General features: G+C 72.4%; 15 protein-coding genes. 4 read left to right on the forward strand and 11 right to left on the reverse strand.

Annotated elements, in window-relative coordinates:
• Positions 1-2 precede the first annotated feature (2 nt).
• Positions 3-494: a YciI family protein gene (locus KOI35_RS15725; protein WP_215788164.1), complete on the forward strand. Its 492-nt coding sequence runs from the start codon at positions 3-5 to the stop codon at positions 492-494.
• A 5-nt stretch (positions 495-499) separates the two neighbouring features.
• Here the strand turns inward: KOI35_RS15725 and KOI35_RS15730 are convergent, their stop codons facing one another.
• Both KOI35_RS15730 and KOI35_RS15735 read right to left on the reverse strand, forming a co-directional pair.
• Entirely contained in the window at positions 500-961 is a 462-nt protein-coding gene (locus KOI35_RS15730; RefSeq protein ID WP_215788165.1) for a VOC family protein, read from the reverse strand.
• A complete protein-coding gene (locus KOI35_RS15735; RefSeq protein WP_215788167.1) occupies positions 958-1,521 on the reverse strand; it encodes a DinB family protein in 564 nt (187 codons plus the stop codon). Before KOI35_RS15735 ends, KOI35_RS15730 begins: the two co-directional genes overlap by 4 nt.
• Before the next feature lie 62 nt (positions 1,522-1,583).
• On the opposite strand from KOI35_RS15735, the gene KOI35_RS15740 reads away from it, so the two are divergent.
• Positions 1,584-2,516 carry a helix-turn-helix transcriptional regulator gene (locus KOI35_RS15740; protein WP_215788170.1) on the forward strand — a complete coding sequence of 311 codons (933 nt, stop codon included), beginning with the start codon at positions 1,584-1,586 and terminating at the stop codon, positions 2,514-2,516.
• Here KOI35_RS15740 and KOI35_RS15745 read toward each other — a convergent pair.
• The 4 genes from KOI35_RS15745 to KOI35_RS15760 form a co-directional block, all read right to left on the reverse strand.
• Positions 2,503-5,727, reverse strand: coding sequence for a hypothetical protein (locus KOI35_RS15745; RefSeq protein ID WP_215788172.1), 3,225 nt, complete (start codon positions 5,725-5,727; stop codon positions 2,503-2,505). The two genes, KOI35_RS15740 and KOI35_RS15745, sit on opposite strands and share 14 nt — an antisense overlap.
• 15 nt (positions 5,728-5,742) lie before the next feature.
• A complete protein-coding gene (locus tag KOI35_RS15750; RefSeq protein WP_215788174.1) occupies positions 5,743-6,357 on the reverse strand; it encodes a cupin domain-containing protein in 615 nt (204 codons plus the stop codon).
• Positions 6,358-6,383: 26 nt separating this feature from the next.
• Positions 6,384-7,256 carry an aminoglycoside phosphotransferase family protein gene (locus KOI35_RS15755; RefSeq protein ID WP_246613232.1) on the reverse strand — a complete coding sequence of 291 codons (873 nt, stop codon included), beginning with the start codon at positions 7,254-7,256 and terminating at the stop codon, positions 6,384-6,386.
• Positions 7,257-7,357: 101 nt separating this feature from the next.
• Entirely contained in the window at positions 7,358-7,936 is a 579-nt protein-coding gene (locus KOI35_RS15760; protein WP_308121021.1) for a TetR/AcrR family transcriptional regulator, read from the reverse strand.
• 54 nt (positions 7,937-7,990) lie between these two features.
• Here KOI35_RS15760 and KOI35_RS15765 point away from each other — a divergent pair, with 54 nt between their 5' ends.
• Positions 7,991-8,785, forward strand: coding sequence for an SDR family NAD(P)-dependent oxidoreductase (locus KOI35_RS15765; protein WP_215788176.1), 795 nt, complete (start codon positions 7,991-7,993; stop codon positions 8,783-8,785).
• Here the strand turns inward: KOI35_RS15765 and KOI35_RS15770 are convergent.
• Together KOI35_RS15770 and KOI35_RS15775 are read right to left on the reverse strand one after the other, a co-directional pair.
• The gene (locus tag KOI35_RS15770; RefSeq protein ID WP_215788178.1) at positions 8,782-9,477 is read right to left on the reverse strand and encodes a hypothetical protein; all 696 of its coding nucleotides are present in this window, start codon (positions 9,475-9,477) and stop codon (positions 8,782-8,784) included. The two genes, KOI35_RS15765 and KOI35_RS15770, sit on opposite strands and share 4 nt — an antisense overlap.
• A 153-nt stretch (positions 9,478-9,630) precedes the next feature.
• Complete coding sequence (locus tag KOI35_RS15775; RefSeq protein ID WP_215788180.1) at positions 9,631-10,518, reverse strand: hypothetical protein; 888 nt, start codon at positions 10,516-10,518, stop codon at positions 9,631-9,633.
• A 173-nt stretch (positions 10,519-10,691) separates the two neighbouring features.
• Here KOI35_RS15775 and KOI35_RS15780 point away from each other — a divergent pair, with 173 nt between their 5' ends.
• Positions 10,692-12,071, forward strand: a complete 1,380-nt coding sequence (locus KOI35_RS15780; protein WP_215788182.1) for a hypothetical protein — start codon at positions 10,692-10,694, stop codon at positions 12,069-12,071.
• A gap of 12 nt (positions 12,072-12,083) precedes the next feature.
• Here the strand turns inward: KOI35_RS15780 and KOI35_RS15785 are convergent, their stop codons facing one another.
• The 3 genes from KOI35_RS15785 to KOI35_RS15795 form a co-directional block, all read right to left on the reverse strand.
• On the reverse strand, positions 12,084-13,625 hold the full coding sequence (locus tag KOI35_RS15785; protein ID WP_215788184.1) for a GGDEF domain-containing protein: 1,542 nt from the start codon (positions 13,623-13,625) through the stop codon (positions 12,084-12,086).
• A 100-nt stretch (positions 13,626-13,725) separates the two neighbouring features.
• Positions 13,726-14,409, reverse strand: coding sequence for a response regulator (locus KOI35_RS15790; protein WP_215788186.1), 684 nt, complete (start codon positions 14,407-14,409; stop codon positions 13,726-13,728).
• Positions 14,406-15,998, reverse strand: coding sequence for an ATP-binding protein (locus KOI35_RS15795; RefSeq protein WP_215788188.1), 1,593 nt, complete (start codon positions 15,996-15,998; stop codon positions 14,406-14,408). Before KOI35_RS15795 ends, KOI35_RS15790 begins: the two co-directional genes overlap by 4 nt.
• Between the last annotated feature and the right edge of the window lie 59 nt (positions 15,999-16,057).

Consider the following 16,057-nt stretch of genomic DNA (forward strand, 5'->3'; position numbering starts at 1 on the left):
AAGTGCATTTCTTTGTGTACGGCCGTGATCGCGCCGGTGCGCTCGGGCTGAAGATGAAACTGACCGAGGAGCACTGGGCGTTCCTCGATCCCTACGCCGACCGCATCATCGCCCGCGGTCCCACGCTCGACGACGACGGCGACCCGACCGGCAGCCTGCACATCGCCGACCTGCCCGACGTCGCGGCGGCTCGCGAGTTCACCTATGCCGAGCCCTATTACCTGGGCGGCGTCTTCGAGTCGGTGCAGCTGTGCCGCTGGGTCAACCTGCTCGGCCGCACGATGCCCACCCGCCCCGGCTTCCTGGTCCGCACCAGCGGCAGCACGCCGATAACCGCCAAGCACCTTTTCGCGTACGGGGACCTGTTCGCCCTCGACGGCGCCGCCCACCTGGGCCGGGCCGCCCTGCTCGAGGCCCCGTCGCTCGAAGCCGCCATCCGCTCCGCCCCTCCCGGCGCCATCGTCCAGCCCTGGCAGCCGGGCGGCCGCCGCTGACCGGCCTAATCCAGGCAGAACTCGTTGCCCTCGGGGTCGGTCATCACGATGAAACCGGCGCTCAACGGCAGCGCGGGCTCGGACCGGCTGACCCGCTTGGCTCCCTTCGCGACCAAGCGGTCGCACTCCGCCTCCAGGGCGGCCATCCGGTCGTCGCCCTCCAGCCCGGGCGCGGCCCGCAGGTCGAGGTGGATGCGGTTCTTGGTCACCTTGTCCTCGGGCACTTGCTGGAAGAAGATGCGCGGGCCGGTCCCGTCCGGGTCCTCGAGCGCCGACGCGGCGTTGCGCCGTTCCATCGGCACGTTGTTCGCCTCGAGGAAGTCGTCCCAGGCGTCGAGCGGGTCGGTGCCGGGCTCGACCGTCACCCCGGGCGGACCGGGATGGACGTAGCCGAGCGCGTCGCGCCAGAAGATCGACAGGTTCTTGGGGTCGTGGGCGTCGAACGTGACCTGGATGGTGCGGCTCATCGGGACTCTCCTCTCAGGTAGAGGTCGCGCAGCAGGCTGACCTCGGACAGATGGTGGATCAGTTCACGGTGGATGTGCAGCACGAGCGTGGCCATCGGCGCGTCCGGATAGGGCTCGGCGGGACCGCACGGACGGCGCAGACCGTCCTCGCCGAGGCTTTCCACGCCGGCCAGCCACACCGCGAGTTGCTGGTCGAGCTGCGTCCGGGCCTCGGTGGCGGTGCCGGCATAGTCCCATTTCTCGTACGCGGCCTCGGGCGCCCCGAAGTGTGCGAAGTTGCGTACCGCCAGCACTCCCACGATCACGTGCCCGAGTTGCCAGGCGATGCTGGTCAGCGGGGCCGGGTCGGGTTGCGGGAACGCGAAGTCGATCGTGAAGTCACCGCTGCCCGCCTGCATCGGCGCGGTCGAGGTGCCGCGCGGGCGTACGTTCCAGGTGTCCGGTGCGGGCTCCCACAAGTACTCGTCGTCGGTCATGCCGGCGAGCCGCTCGCGCAGCTGGTTGTCCCAGTGCCACTCCCACTGCTCGCGCAGCGTCCGGTTCCAGTCGAATCCGTCCATGGGTCCACCCTGACACGGAACGAGGACAGGATCGGTCCGCATTGTCTGCGAGACTGGGAATCATGGACGACCTGGGCACGACCGAACGGGTCCTGGCCCTGCTCGGCCTGCTCCAGCAGCGCCGGGTGTGGACCGGGCCCGAACTGGCCGAACGACTCCGGATCACGACCCGCACGGTCCGGCGCGACGTGGAGCGGCTGCGCGTTCTCGGCTTCACCGTGCACGCCGGGCAGGGCGTCGGCGGCGGCTACCAGCTCGGCCCGGGTCAGGATCTGCCGCCGCTGCTGTTCGACGACGAGGAGGCCATCGCCACGGCCGTCGCGCTGCTGGCCGGGGCCGGCACCGGGGACGCCACGCTGCGCGCGCTGACCAAACTCGACCGGGTGCTCCCGGCCCGGCTGCGGCACGAGGTGCGCACGCTGACCGCCTCGGTCGAGTCGATGGACGGCGGCCGTGCGCCGGTGGACTCCGAGACGCTGCTGGCCCTGGCCCGGGCGTGCCGCGACGAGGTGCTGACCGAATTCGACTACCGCGACGAGCGCCGCCGGGTCGAGCCCTATCGTCTCGTCGCCTCGGACCGACGCTGGTATCTGTTCGCGTACGACACGGGTCGCGACGACTGGCGCACCTTCCGCCTGGACCGCATGTCCGCGATGCACGCGACCACGTTGCGGTTCCGGCCCCGGGCGGCGCCCGACGCGGCCGAGTTCGTGCAGGAGGGCGTGGCCAGCCGCGTCTACCGCCATCAGGCACGCTTCCTGGTGCACGCCCCGGCCCCGGCCGTCCGCGCGCAGATCCCGCAGTCGGCCGCGGTCGTGCGGGAGCGGACGGCGGAGACGTGCGAGGTGACCAGCGGCGCCGACAATCTCGACTTCATCCTCATGCACATCGTGCTGCTCGGTCACGACTTCGCGATTCTCGACCCGCCCGAGCTGCGCGAACGCTGCGCGGCGATCGCCCGCCGCCTGAGCCGGGCCGGGCTCACCAGCTCATGACGACCTCGGTGGCCGCCTCGCGTACGTCGGGATCGGGGTGCTGCCGCAACGATCGCAACCGGTCCCGCCACTCGACCGGCCAGCCGAGCGCGTAACCGCGACGGGTCAGCGCCACCGCGAACAGCCCGCGGGCCAGATCGCCGTGCCGCTCGTGGTCGGACGCGAGGGCCAGCTGCCGTACGGGATCGATCGTCGCCTCCCGGCTGGTCAGGTGGGACGAGAGCGCCCGTGACGCGTGGTAGGCCACGATCGGCCGCGCGGCACAACGGTCGGCCACCTCGTCGAGCACGTCCAGCCCGCCCAGCGCGACCATCATCCTCAGCGCCGGCGTCAGGAAGCCCGCCTGTTCGGCCAGCCGACGCGCCGCCACCAGGGCCGGTCCACGATCGACGGTCGAGTCGGCGCGGGCCGCCCACTGAACCACCGCGTCGGTCAGATCGTCCAGCCGTTCCCGCCACGGACGGTCCCGCTCCGCGTTGCCCGCCGAGTCGCGAGCGTCCTGCTCGGCCAGCCGCTGCCACAACGTGCCGAGCCCGTCGGCGTGGATCGTCGCGACCAGCGCCCCGAGCTCCCACCGGTTGAGGTAGTCGTCGAACGCGGTCAGCCGGTCGACCACGAGCTCGGTGACGCCGTCGATCCAGGGCGCCCAGGCCGGCACCACGGCGAACGCGGCACTACGGATGAACTGATCCTCGCTGCGGGCGGCGGCCGCCACCAGCTCCGCGAACCGCGTCCGATACCGGCCGGCCACCGCGAACGGGCTCGCGCCGAGCACGGCCTGCAACTCCTCGCGGCTCCCGCGCACCCCGGCCTCGAGAATCGTCCAGCTCTCGGCCGCCCACAGACGCTGCCGGGCGGCCGAGATGATCGCCGCGCGCACGTCGCGATGCTGACCTTCTTTCCCGTACGCCTCCAGCAGTGTCCCCATCGACGACGGCGGCCCGAACCGGCCCAGCAGTCGCGCGACCTCCTTCTTGCTGGTCACCTTGGAGGAACCGAGCAGCACCGGCTCGAGCCGGGCGGGCAGCTGAGACGGCGCCACGAACCGCACGGCCCGCCCCGCCGCGTACATCGCCACCCGCGCCCGGTCGTCCCCGGCGTGCTCGAGCAGCGTGGCCATCGCCTGGCCGGGCTGCTCCGACCACACCAGGGCTCCGAGCGCCGCCTCGGCCAGCACCACGTCGTCCGAGCTCGCATAACGCAGCGCGAGCGCCGGCCCGAGCACCGGAACCCGGGCCGCGGCCGCGATCGCCGCCGCCCGCGACCGCCGGGCGGCGCCGGTGTCGGCCGCGATCGCCTCCTGCAACGCGACGTACGCGGCCTGCTGCCGGGGCAGCCAGCGCTCGGCGTGGCGCGGCCACTCCGGAGCCCAGCGCACGCCCTTCTGCCGGAAACGGCCGTGCAGCCCGGGGACGAGCACCTGGTCGAGCAGATCGGTGCGGTTGCCCGCGACCGTCGCCCAGACCGGCGCCACCGCCACGGTCGACACGTCCAGCTCGATCAGCTCGGCCACCCGCTCGGCCCGGGTACGCGGGTCGTCGAGCCACAGCGCGATCGCGGTGTGCCCGACCGACGGCGGGGGACCGGGGTCGATCGCCCGGCGCAACAACGCCTGCAGGCCCGGCACGAGCCGCGCGCGGTCGCCGAGCGCGCGGGTCAGCGCGAACAGCGGCTCGTGGAAGCCGCGGGTCATTGCGGCCTCGACCCAGCCGCGCAGGCGGTCGAAGACCATCTGCTCCTGGCCTCGGCGCAGCGTCCGGTCGTAGCGGCCCAGCACCGGCACGGCCTTGCTGTCGGTGGCGAGGTCGATGGTGAGCAGCGCCCACTCGCGCAGCCCGGCCTCGTCCACGTGATGCTGCAGAACGCCCGCGGCCAGCGAGCCGAGCGCACCCAGCGACGGCCCGGAGACGTCGCGCGCCTCGACCGCGTCCGTCGTCAACCGGGTGAGCCGGTCGATCAGCGCGGGAGTGACCAGCGGCGCGAGGCGGGCCAGGGCGGTCAGGGCGGCCGTGCGTACCGGCTCCTGCTCGTTCCGCAGCCGGTCGAGCAGCCCGAACGCCTCGGCCACGACCTGCGGGTCGCGCGAGCGGCGGGCCGCGTCGACCAGGTGGCCGTACGCGCCGGCCCGCACCTCGGCGTCACCGCTGCGGGTCGCCCCCACGATCGCGTCGCGGGCCTCCGGCCACGGCAGCCAGGCGCTCAGCGCGCGGACCGTGCCCTCGCTGCCCCGGGCCCGGGGGCGTTCGAGCTGCTTGCGGGCCTCGTCGGCGCGTACGGCGTGCGGCAGCAGTTCCATCGTCCGGTCGTCCGGAACGCTGCCGGCCGGGGCGACCGTCTGCCCGTGGACGGCGGCGCGGCGGCTCGGGGGCAGCACGGCCAGCAGGCTCGCGTAACTGCCCTTGTCGCGCAGCTTGCGGGCCAGCGGCACCAGCTCCTCGTCGGGCAGGACGACCAGGCGCCGGGTGAGCGCGCGGGGCAGCGGCGCCCATAGCGAGCGGGTCCGCGTGGCGAGTAGCGCGACCACGCGGCGGGGATCGTGGGCGGCCAGAACCCCGTACCGGGAAAGGTTTCCGGGCAGGGTCTCCTCGGGGCCGAACCGCTCCAGCAGGCTCAGTACACCGTCGGGATCGGTGTGCAGCACGGCGTGGCCGATCCGGGCCCAGAGGCGCCCGCGCACAGCCGGATCCGCCTGCTCGAACTGTGCGGTCACGTGGGCCAGCAGGACGGCCGGGTGGCGCCGGGCCACGGCGGTCGGATTGACGGCGTGGTCGAGTTCGGGCAGCGACGCGGCCACCGTTTCGGAACTGCAGGCGGGCAGCAGGGCGGCCGCTTCGACATCGCCGTAGAGCGCGCGGACGCGGGGGAGCATGGCGTCGGCGTAGTCCGGGGCGTTCACACCGCGGAGCGTGCGGTAGATCAGGCGGCGCTCGACGGACGGGCGGTCGAGGTCGAGCTCGACCCGCCGGCGCACGGCCCAGGTCAGGGCGCGGGCCCGGATCGACGCCTGCGGGTCGGTGAGGGCCAGGAGCACCTCGTCGTCCGCGGCGGCGGCCAGCGCCAGCGACCGCTCGTAGGGGCCGCCGGTACGCAGATCGGCGCAGACCTCGGCCCGATCCGGCGACGACCGCGCCCACGCCATGACGCGCGCGATCCTCACCCCGTACGGGAAAGGATCGAGCGAAGCGAGTAGATCCCCCGTGGCACTCAGCACCGCGCCATTGTGCGGTCAGAAGGCGAGATCCACCACGAAATATTCGCCGGTCAGGGTCAGCGGGCCGCCCGGGTGGAAGCTGACCGCGCCGTCGCGGGCCAGTTCGGCGATCACGTGCGGGCGGTCGGCCAGGTCGAGCTTGACCGGCTCGTCCGATGCGACCGTCCACACGCCGACGTGCGGGTGCAGGATGACCGGGACACGGCCGTCCGGGAGGGCGGGGGCGGGCGGTTGTCCCTCGATGCTGCGGTCGCCCGGGCCGATGTCGGCGGGCTCGGGCCGGTTCTCGCCCAGATCTTTGAGCTCGACGAGCCGGTTCTGATAGAAGCGCTGACCGATATTGGTCAGCCGGTGCACGGGCGACAGCGGACGGTAGACCGAGCCGCCGCGGTACTCGTTCAGGAAGCGCGGCTCGCTGCCGTCCAGCCAGTCCATCCGCGCCTCGGAACCCGAGATCGAGAGCACCACGTACGGGTTGTGGTGCAGATGCCACGGGTGGGTCTCGCCCGGTTCGAGCGCGACGTCCCAGACGCGGATCACCGGATTGTCCAGCAGCACCGTCTGCCCGACCTCGTCGAGCACGATCTCGTCACCGGCGGGGGAGTGCACGATCTGACCCTTCACGGGCATCACCCCACCATCCGGCTCGGTCGATGTCAAAAGCTCGACAGGATGCGGGCCAGGGTCCGCCGGCCCAGCGCGGCCATCGGCGGATTCGTCGTCTCGTAGTACCAGGGCAGCCCCATCGCCTGCTCGAACGCCCACGCCATGCCGCGCCGCCACTCCAGTTCGTCGCAGCCCAGGGCGGTGCGCAACGTCTCGCGCGGGCCGGCCTCGAGCAGATGCCAGCCGCTGACCAGGTCGAGTGCCGGGTCGGCCGGTCCGAGACCCCCCACATCAAGAACACCTTCAAGGCGCCCGTACGCGGTGAGGATGTTGCCGGGAATGAGATCGCCGTGGTTCATCACGTCGGGCGCGTCGCCGCGCGGGAGTTCGCGCAGCTCGGACCAGACGCGCCGCAGGGCCGGGGCGTTCTCGCTGTGCGCTAGGCAGACCTCCATCCACTCGTCGTGCGCTTTCAGGTCGCCGCCACGCCCCGGGCCGCTGAACTTGCGGTTGTGGACGGGAATCGCCCGTACGGCGGAAAAGAACTCGGCCAGGTCGCGCGCGAATTCGTCGCCCAGAATCTGATCGGTCACCACCTCGCCCGGCACCCATGTCTGCACCGACCAGGGCAGTGGGTAACCCGGCCCGGGCTCGCCGATCGCGATCGGTTCGGGCGTCGCGAACCGGGTGTGACCCAGCAGCTCGGCCGCGGCGGCCGCCTCGCGCTCGAGCCAGGCGCGGGCATCGGCTCGCGGCTGCAGCGGGAAGCGGGCGGTCAGCCCGTCACCCAGGCGGAAGATCGCGTTGACCGTGCCCTGCGTGTCGAGCGGCTTGAGCGGCAGCTCGCGCCAGGCCGGGAACTGCTCGTCGACCAGCGAACGGACCACGCCGGCGGAGACGGTGAGCTGATCGTCGTGCATCATCGGGCGGCCTGCGTCACGGCGCTCACCGAGCGGCCTGCGTCACGGCGCTCACCGAGCGGCCTGCGTCACGGCGCTCACCGAGCGGCCTGCGTCACGGCGTCTCACCGGGCGGCCTGCGCCATGGCGTCGAACGCGTCGGTCAGCAGGTGGCCGAGCGGGACCGTGCCCGCGGCCCGGGTCCATGCCTCGCCGGCGGCGTCCATGCAGGCCAGTGCGCTCGCGATGACGGCCGCGGCCTGCAGGTCACCCGACGTCGTGCCGAGCCGGCGTTTCACCTCGGGCAGCAGGTCGGCCTGCCACTGCAGGTGCTTCTCGAGACTGCGGGCGCGCAACGACGGGGTTCCGTACATCATCTCGGAGATCTTGAGCAGTCGGGCCGGGTCGCCGCCGTGGTCCTCGATCAGCAGCATGACGTTGAGCAGGGCGGTCCAGAGCGGCTCGTCGTCCGGCCGGGCGGCCAGTGCGGCGGCGGCCTGGGGGCCCTCGCCGCTCAGATGGAACAGGACGATGTCCTCCTTCGTGCCGAAGTAGCGGAAGAGGGAACGCCGCGAGATGCCGGCGGCCGCGGCGATGTCGTCGAACGTCGTCGCCTCGAACCCCTTGTCGAGGAAGAGGTCCATGGCCACCCCGATGACCTCGGTGATGGCGGCCTGCCGGGAACGGTTCCAGAGGGTGCTCACCGACCCAGTATGCCTGATTGACACTGAGTGCCACTCTGACCTACGGTGTCATGCATGAAGCCAGTGGACTACGCCCGCCAGACCGTCCTCGTCACCGGCGCCAGCTCGGGGATCGGCGCCGAGTTCGCCCGTCGTCTCGCCGCCCGCGGCGCCTCGCTGGTGCTGGTGGCCCGGCGGCTCGACCGGCTCGAGGCGCTGGCCCGTTCCCTTTCCGGGGTCCAGGTGCACACGGTTGCTCTCGACCTGACGACACCTTCCGTCGGTTCGGTGCTGGAGAAAGAGCTCGCCGGCCGTGGCGTGGAGGTCACCAGCGTGATCAACAACGCCGGCTTCGCCACCCATGGGCCGTTCCACACCGAGGACCCCGCGCGGCTCCACCAGGAGATCGCGGTCGACGTCACGAGCGTGGTCGACCTGACCCGGACCTACATCGAGAGGCTGCGCGACCGCGGCGACGGCTTCCTGATCAACGTGGCCAGCATGGCCGCGTACCAGGCCAGCCCGACGATGGCCGTCTACGGGGCGACCAAGGCGTTCGTGCTGAGCTTCACCGAGGCGCTCTGGTACGAGTCCCGCGGCACCGGGCTCCGCGTCTTCGCCCTGTCGCCGGGCGCCACCGAGACCGAGTTCTTCGACGTGGCCGGCAACGCCGCCGACGGAGGCAGCCGCCGCATGACGGCCGCGCAGGTGGTCGACACGGCGTTCGCCACCCTGGCCCGGCACAACCCGCCGCCGAGCGTGACGGTCGGCCGGATGAACACCGCGGCCGCCGTGGCCGGGCGCGTCCTGCTCAGCCGGAAGCGCTCGACCATGATGATCGGCTCGATGATGAGCCGCAGTTCCGCTTAAAGCTCGTCGCAGGTGTTCCGCACGTCGGTGACCAGTTGGGCCACCCGGCTCAGGTCGAAGGTTACGACGGCCTGCTGCACCTGCTGGGCCTGGGCGGCGAGCACCCGGTAATCGGGGTCGGCCTGACCGGCGGCCTGCGCGAGGGCGATGGCGCCGCCGAGGCGGTAGGTGGTCTGCTCGGTCACCGTCTCGGGCTGCCACTGGTCGGGCACCGATCGGAAGACGTCGCAGGCCGCGGCGGCGTCGGAGGCCGCGTCGTCGTCGCCCCCGCCGACGAACGAGCTGGCCGCCCAGAGAATGCCGACGATCAGCGCGCCGATCACCAGGCCGGCTCCACCGGCGAACAGGAGGCGGCGGTTGCCCCCGCCGCCCGGCTCAGTGACGGGCGGGTACTCGGTCGCCGCGGGCCCAGGGACGCCCTCACCCGGCTGCGGCGCGACAGCCGGCCACTCCCCGGTGCCGACGCTGGTCGCCACCTCGACCGGCGGCGCCGTGGCCGCTTGCTGCTCGGGAGTGGTCTCGGCCGGCCATTGGCCGGTACCGACGCTGGTCGGCACGTCGAGAGGCTGCGTGTACGCCGGCGCCGCGGCCGTCCCCTGCTCGGGCACGGTCTCGGCCGGCCGTTGCCAGGCGCTGTCCTCAGCCGGTGCCGGATCGGGCTGGGGCGACTCGGGCGGCGGCGACGTCGTCATAGTCCGAAAGAATTCCATATCGCACCGAACGAGGTCACTCCAGCACCGAAATCCGTTTCCGGCGATTTCTCCAGCGGCCGGCCTCGCGGGTCAGGCGGCCGGCCTCGCGGGTCAGGCGGCCGGCCTCGCGGGTCAGGCGGCCGGCCTCGCCGGTCAGGTGCCGGGCAGAAGTCGCATCAGTTCGTCCGGGGTCGCCGCCACAAACGGCGTGGGTTCACCGAGCCGGGCCGGGTCGGGATAACCGGTCCGGTGTCCTGCCTTGCTTCTCGGATCGTCGGGCGGCAGGAGCCAGAGTCGCGCGGTGGTCGAGACCATCTCGTCCCGGTCGTGGGCGAGGATCTCGTAGACCTCGCGGGTGGCACCGGCAAGGTTGGCCAGCCAGTAGCGGACGTCGAACGAGCGATCCCGCGCCAGCGCGAGCAGATCGTCCACCGGCACCTCGGCGCGGCGATGGTTGGCCCAGACGACGGCGAGCCGCGCCTGCCGGTGCGTGTCGTGGCGCAGGGCTTGCAGTTGCGGCACCGTGACCAGCGAGTTGATCCCGGCCGCACCCCGTATCCGGCCGTCGGGGTCGGCGAGCAGGGCCGCAACGACGGCGGGTGAGTCCGTGCACGCGGCGAGGGCCTCGCGGACCGTGACGAATTCGTCCCGGGCGAGTGCCGCGCCGATCTCCGCCGGCAGGCCCGGCTGCTGAGCCAGCACCAGCCGGACGTTCGGATCGGCGGCCGCACACATGGCCCGGCGCGCGGCCGGAGTGGCGGCCGGATTCCGGGCGGCCGTCAACCGCACCCGCCAGTGCCGATCCGTCAGCAGCGTGATCAGCACGTCCTCGGGCACGCCCGGATTCCCGGCGACGGCGGCGCGCGTGGCGAGGTCCCGATCGGCGATCAATGCTCGCAGAACATCGCCGGATGCGTCCGGGCGAGCCGCGACCGCACGCCGGACGGCCGGCGAGGAGTCCCCGGCGTACGCGGCCAGCGACTCCACGCTCGCGCGTTGCGCCGCCGCCACCCGCTCGGCAACGCTGGTCCGTCCAGCCATGATCTTGACCTTAACGCTGGTCAGGTGGCGCTGGCATACTGTGCGCCGTGACCGGCGGCGCGGGTAGCGATGTTGTACTGCAATCACTCCTCGATGCTCTCGCTCGATGGCCTGACGTCGGGAGCCGGGCTCGCATCGACATCGAGCGTTGGGGCCAGCTCACGCCGCGCGAGGTGCGGGAATACCAGGAGCTCAGCATCGCGGCCATCGGCCGGGCCGACGACTGGCGGTCGGTGGACGACCAGGTCCGCGAGCTGGGGCGTCTGCGGTACGCACCGGCTGTTCCGGCCCTGATCGGGCTGTGGGCCGAATGCCCCGTCCATCCGGTCGCGGTCTCCGCCGGCCACGCGCTGTTCGAGATCGGGACCGTGGAGGCCCGCGACGCCCTGCGGGCGGGGATCCACGACCACGACCACCTCGGCCGCTTCCTGGCCCTGAAGGTCATGTTCACCGACGACGGAACGGCCTGGGACAACGTCGGTCCCCTGTTCTCGGACGAGGGCCTGACCACTGAGGCCGGTCTGACGGCCGCGGGCGAGGCTCTCGGTCTTCTGTCGCCGTGGTCGTTCACCCGGTCCGGCCCGGAGTGGCACTCGGAGGAGCTGCGCACGCTGGTGGCGCGGGATCCCCGCTGGCTCGACCTGTGCGTCCGTCTGCGCAACCACGAAGCCCTGGGCCGGTCGGCCCGGCAGGTGCTCAAGTACGCCGATCCGGCTGTCACGACGCCGGCGTTGGACGCGGCCGCGGCCGTGCGGGCGGCGCCGACCGCAAAGCCGTCCGGCCCGCGCCAGCGACCGGGGGATCTCGTGGCCCGCTATCGAGACGGTGACCACCGCGGAGTGTGGCGCGACCTCGGCGCGATCGCCCACCTGGACGACGAGTGGCGGGCCGAGGCCGAGCAGGTCGCCGAGCTGACCATGGATCGGGTCCGGCAGAACGCCGTGCGCCTCACCGCCGCTCTGGTGGCCGCCGGCTGGCCGGTCAGCGAGGATAAGGCGCTACCCGGACCCGCCGCGGACGTCGGGGACCGGCTGCGCGAGTTGGCGCAGGTGACCGGTTCGGCGGTGCCGCCGGCGCTGGCCGCGTACTGGCGTCTCGTCGGAACGATCGACCTGGTCCCGCGCGACACCTGGGACGCACCGTTCCCGCCCGGCGTCCCCGAACAACTCACGGTCGCCGACCCACTGGAGATCATTGACCTCAGCGAGTCGTGGTTCTCGGTCGAGGAATGGCAGGAGGAATCGGCGGACCATCATCCCGAGCTCGCCGGACCGCTTGAGGTGACCTTCGCCGCCGACTATCTGCACAAGGCCAACATCAGCGGCGGCGCCCCGTACTCGGTCTGGCTGCCGTACGCCGGCGCCGACCCGCTGGTCCGCGACGAGGACCACGGCCTGACGTTCACCGACTACCTGCGGCACGCCTTCGCCGGAAAAGGATTCCTCCGGCTCGACCGGCAGGACGAATGGCTCGCCCACGGCGTCACCCGGGACGAGCTCACCGAGCTGACCGCCTGGTTGGAGCGCGTCGAATACGAGCACCTGGACTTCTGAGGGCAGATAACGTCACGCGGCCAGCACGGATCGCGGCGCCGGGGTGCTCAGCTCGACGCCGTCGCCGCCGCGGCGCTTGGCCCGGTACATGGCGGCGTCGGCCAGGTCGACCACCGCGGGCAGCGTCGACGCCGGACCGCCCGCCACCCCGATGCTCAGCGTCGCCGGGCAGTCCGGGATGCCGCGCACGGCCAGCACCATCCGTTGCGCCACCTCGCGCGCCGTCGCGTGGCCGACGCCGGGCAGCAGCACCGCGAACTCGTCGCCGCCGAGCCGCGCCACCACGTCGGTCTCGCGGGCCAGCGACATCAGCGCGGCCGCGATGGCGCGCAGTGCGGCGTCGCCGGCCGCGTGGCCCTCGGTGTCGTTGATCTGTTTGAACTTGTCGGTGTCGATCACCAGGACGCTGGCCCACTCGTCGGGGCCGCTCTCCAGGCGGCGCACCGCCGAGTCGAACGCGCGCCGGTTGGCGATGCCGGTCAGCGGGTCGACCTCGGCCGCCGCCTGCATCTGTTCCAGCGACCGCATCGTCTCGAACGAGTTCAGGGTGCGCAGGCGTTGCTGCCAGAGGGCGGCGGCGAGCGTTTCCCCGTACGAGAGACCCGCCGCGGCCCCGGGCGACCCCTGCCCCGCCAGCAGCACCGCATGGGTGTGGTGGTGCGCGGCCGTGATCAGCACCCCGGCGTCGGGCGGCAGCGCCTCGATCGCCCGTTCGATCACCGCCAGGGCCTCGCCGGGGCGTCCCGTGCGGCGCAGCGCGACCGCGTGGAACGGACCCGCGAAGCCCAGCAGCAGCGGGCTCATACCTCGCGCGTACAGGCGCTCGAGCAGGAACGTGATCTCGGTGGCGGCCGACAGCGGGTCGTGCCGGTCGGCCTTGGCGCAGGCCGCGGCGAGCAGCGCGTAGTCCCGCCACACCTCGGCGTCCGGCCCGTCGGCCTCGGCGGCGGCCCTGGTCCCGTACGCCTCGGCCTCGGCCGTGTGGCTCTCGGCCGCCTTGACCTGGCCCACCTGGTAGAGCTCGAGCGCCCAGGTCAGGTGCAGCTCGGCCAGGTTGATCAGCCACATCGCCCGGTTGCCGTTGGCCGGGCCGGGGGCGGTGCTGAGTTCGTACGCGGCCTCGTAGTGCGCCCCGACCAGCTCGTACAGGCGCAGCTCGAAGAAGGCGATGGCGATCATGACGCGGGCGTTGACGGCGGCGACCGTCTCGGTCTCGTCGAGCACTGTGGTCTCGGCCGCGACCAGGTCGCGCAGCACGCCGTCGAGGTCGTAGTCGGCCGTGTGCCCGTCGCCGACCCGCGACCGGGTGCCGGCCCGGGTGGCCAGCGCGGCGGCCCGCCAGCCGGGGGAGCACCCGGCCGACGCGAGCATCCGCGCGATCGCGTCCTCCCAGGCCGGCAGGTCGCCGAGCACGTTGAACGCGATGACCCGGACGAAGTGCAGCCCGGCGTGGTCGCTGTCGGCCAGCAGCGCGTCGGCGCGAGCCAGGGCCTCGGTGGCCTGGCCGGCCTGTGCCTGCTCGAGCAGCCGAACGGCTTCGTGCGTCGGGTCCATCGCGCCTCCTGCCCCTGCTGATCGACCATGCCGCACGACAGTGAAGAAGAAAACTAGACCCGCCGGTATTCGCCTCGGCCGCTCTCTTGCTCGGGACGTCCTAGACCCGCCGGTATTCGACTTCGGGCCGTCCGGGCCCGCCGTAGCGCGGGTTCCGGGCGACCTGGCCGGTCTCGGCGAGATGTTCCAGGTAGCGGCGGGCGGTGACGCGCGAGGCACCCATCCGGGCGGCGACCTCGGCCGCGGACAGCCCGGCCGTCGCGGACTCCGCCCGCAGCACCCCCAGCACCAGGTCGAGGGTGCCCTGGTCGAGGCCCTTGGGCAGCGAGTCGGGGGAGGCCCCGCGCAGGGTGGCCAGGGCCCGGTCGATCTCGTGCTGGGCCGCGACCGGTTCGACGCCGAGCATCTGCCGGCGGTAACGGGCGTAGGCGAGCAGCTTCTCGCGGAACGTGGCGAACGTGAACGGCTTCAGCAGATAGTGCGTGACCCCCAGCGACACCGCCGAACGCACCACGGCGAGATCCCGCGCCGACGTCACGACCAGCACATCCGTGCCGATTCCGGAGGCGCGCAGGGCCCGCGTCAGTTCGAGGCCGTTCATGTCGGGCAGGTGCAGGTCGAGCAGCACCAGGTCGACCGGCGTCGAACGCAGCGTGGCCATCGCCCGTTGCGCGGTGTGCGCGACGGCGGCCACTTCAAAACCTTCGACCCTTCCCGCGTACGCGGCGTGTGCCTCGGCCAGAAGCGGCTCGTCCTCGACCACCAGCACGCGTATGGCAGTCATACGCGCACCGGAAGAATCACCGTGACGACGGCGCCGCCGCCCGGTCCCGCGGTCACGTCGATGCGCCCGCCGTGCCGGTCGGCGACCTGCTTGACCAGCGCCAGCCCGAGCCCGCGGTCGCCGGTCTTGGTCGACCACCCGCGCTTGAACGCCCCGTCCGGCAGCCCCGGACCGGTGTCGCCGACCCGCACCAGCACCTCGCCACCGGCCTCGACCACCAGCACGGTCACCTCGCGCGGCGGACCGGTGCCGGTCACCGCCTCGAGCGCGTTGTCGACCAGGTTGCCCACCACGGTGATCAGGTCGCGGCTGGGCAGCGGGGTGCTGTCGGTGAGCCGCGACGACGGGTCGATGACGAGCTGGACGCCCCGCTCGGCGGCCTGGGCCGACTTGCCCAGCAGCAGCGCGGCCAGGGCGGGCTCGCTCACCGCCCCCACCACCTGGTCGGTCAGCTGTTGCGCCACGGCCAGCTCGGCGGTCGCCAACTGCAGTGCCTCCTCGGTGCGGCCCAGCTCGACCATGGTGAGCACGGTGTGCAGCCGGTTCGCGGCCTCGTGGGCCTGCGCCCGCAGCGCCTCGGTGAGTCCGCGGACGGAGTCCAGCTCGCCGGTGAGCGTACGCAGTTCGGTGTGGTCGCGGAGCGTCAGGACCGTGCCGACCGTCTGCCCCTCCGAGCGGATCACCCGCTGGTTGGCCACCAGCACCCGATCCCCGGCCAGCACCGGCGCATCGGCCACCGGCGTCTTCGACGCGAGCAGCTCCCCGATCTCGGACGGCATGACGAGCGACTCGACCGGCGTATCGAGCGATGCCGCCGGGGCGTCCGGCGTGGCGACGGGTGGGGCGCCGGTCAGGCCGAGCAGGCGGCGGCCCTCGTCGTTGACCAGGGTTACCCGGCCGGTGCGGTCGGCCACGACCAGTCCCTCGCGCACCGAGTGCAGCACCGCGTCGTGGTACTCGTACATGCGCGTCATCTCGGCCGGTCCGAGGCCGTGTGTCTGGCGCCGCAGACGACGGCTCAGCAACCATGAGCCCGCGGCGGCGATCAGCAGCGCCAATGCGGTGGGAACGGCGACTGCGGGCGTACGGGAAAGAAGTTTTTGATTGAGCGCTCGTGTCGTGATGCCGACCGAGACCAGGGCGATCACGCGTCCGTCCCGTTCGACCGGCACCACCGTGCGGACCGACTCGCCGAGCGTGCCGACGCTCGTCTCGACGACCGTGCCGCCCTCGAGCGCCGGCTGGATCGTGCCGATGAACGGTTTGCCGATCAGCGAGGTGGTGGTGTGCGTGAAACGTGTGCGGTCGGGGGCCATGACGACGATGAAGTTGGTGTTCGTGGCGTGCCGGACGCTTTCCGTGTACGGCTGCAGGATGGATGACGGATTCGCCTCGGTGACCGCATTGATGACCGTGGGGGAGTGCGCGACCGCCTGCGCGATGCCGACGACCTGATCGACGGCGGCCTGCTCGGTGTCGTCGCGCGCCAGCAGCACCGCGCCCGCCGTCCCGATCGCCACCAGCACCGTCACGACCAGAACCTGCAGGACGAACAGCTGGCGAGCGATGCTCCAACGCTTGATCGGCATGTTTCCGGCCCGGCTCTCCGCAGTTTCTCCGTGGTGAACAGAATGTACTTAAGCGTGCC

This window comes from Paractinoplanes bogorensis, from assembly GCF_018829635.1.
GTDB lineage: Bacteria > Actinomycetota > Actinomycetes > Mycobacteriales > Micromonosporaceae > Actinoplanes > Actinoplanes bogorensis.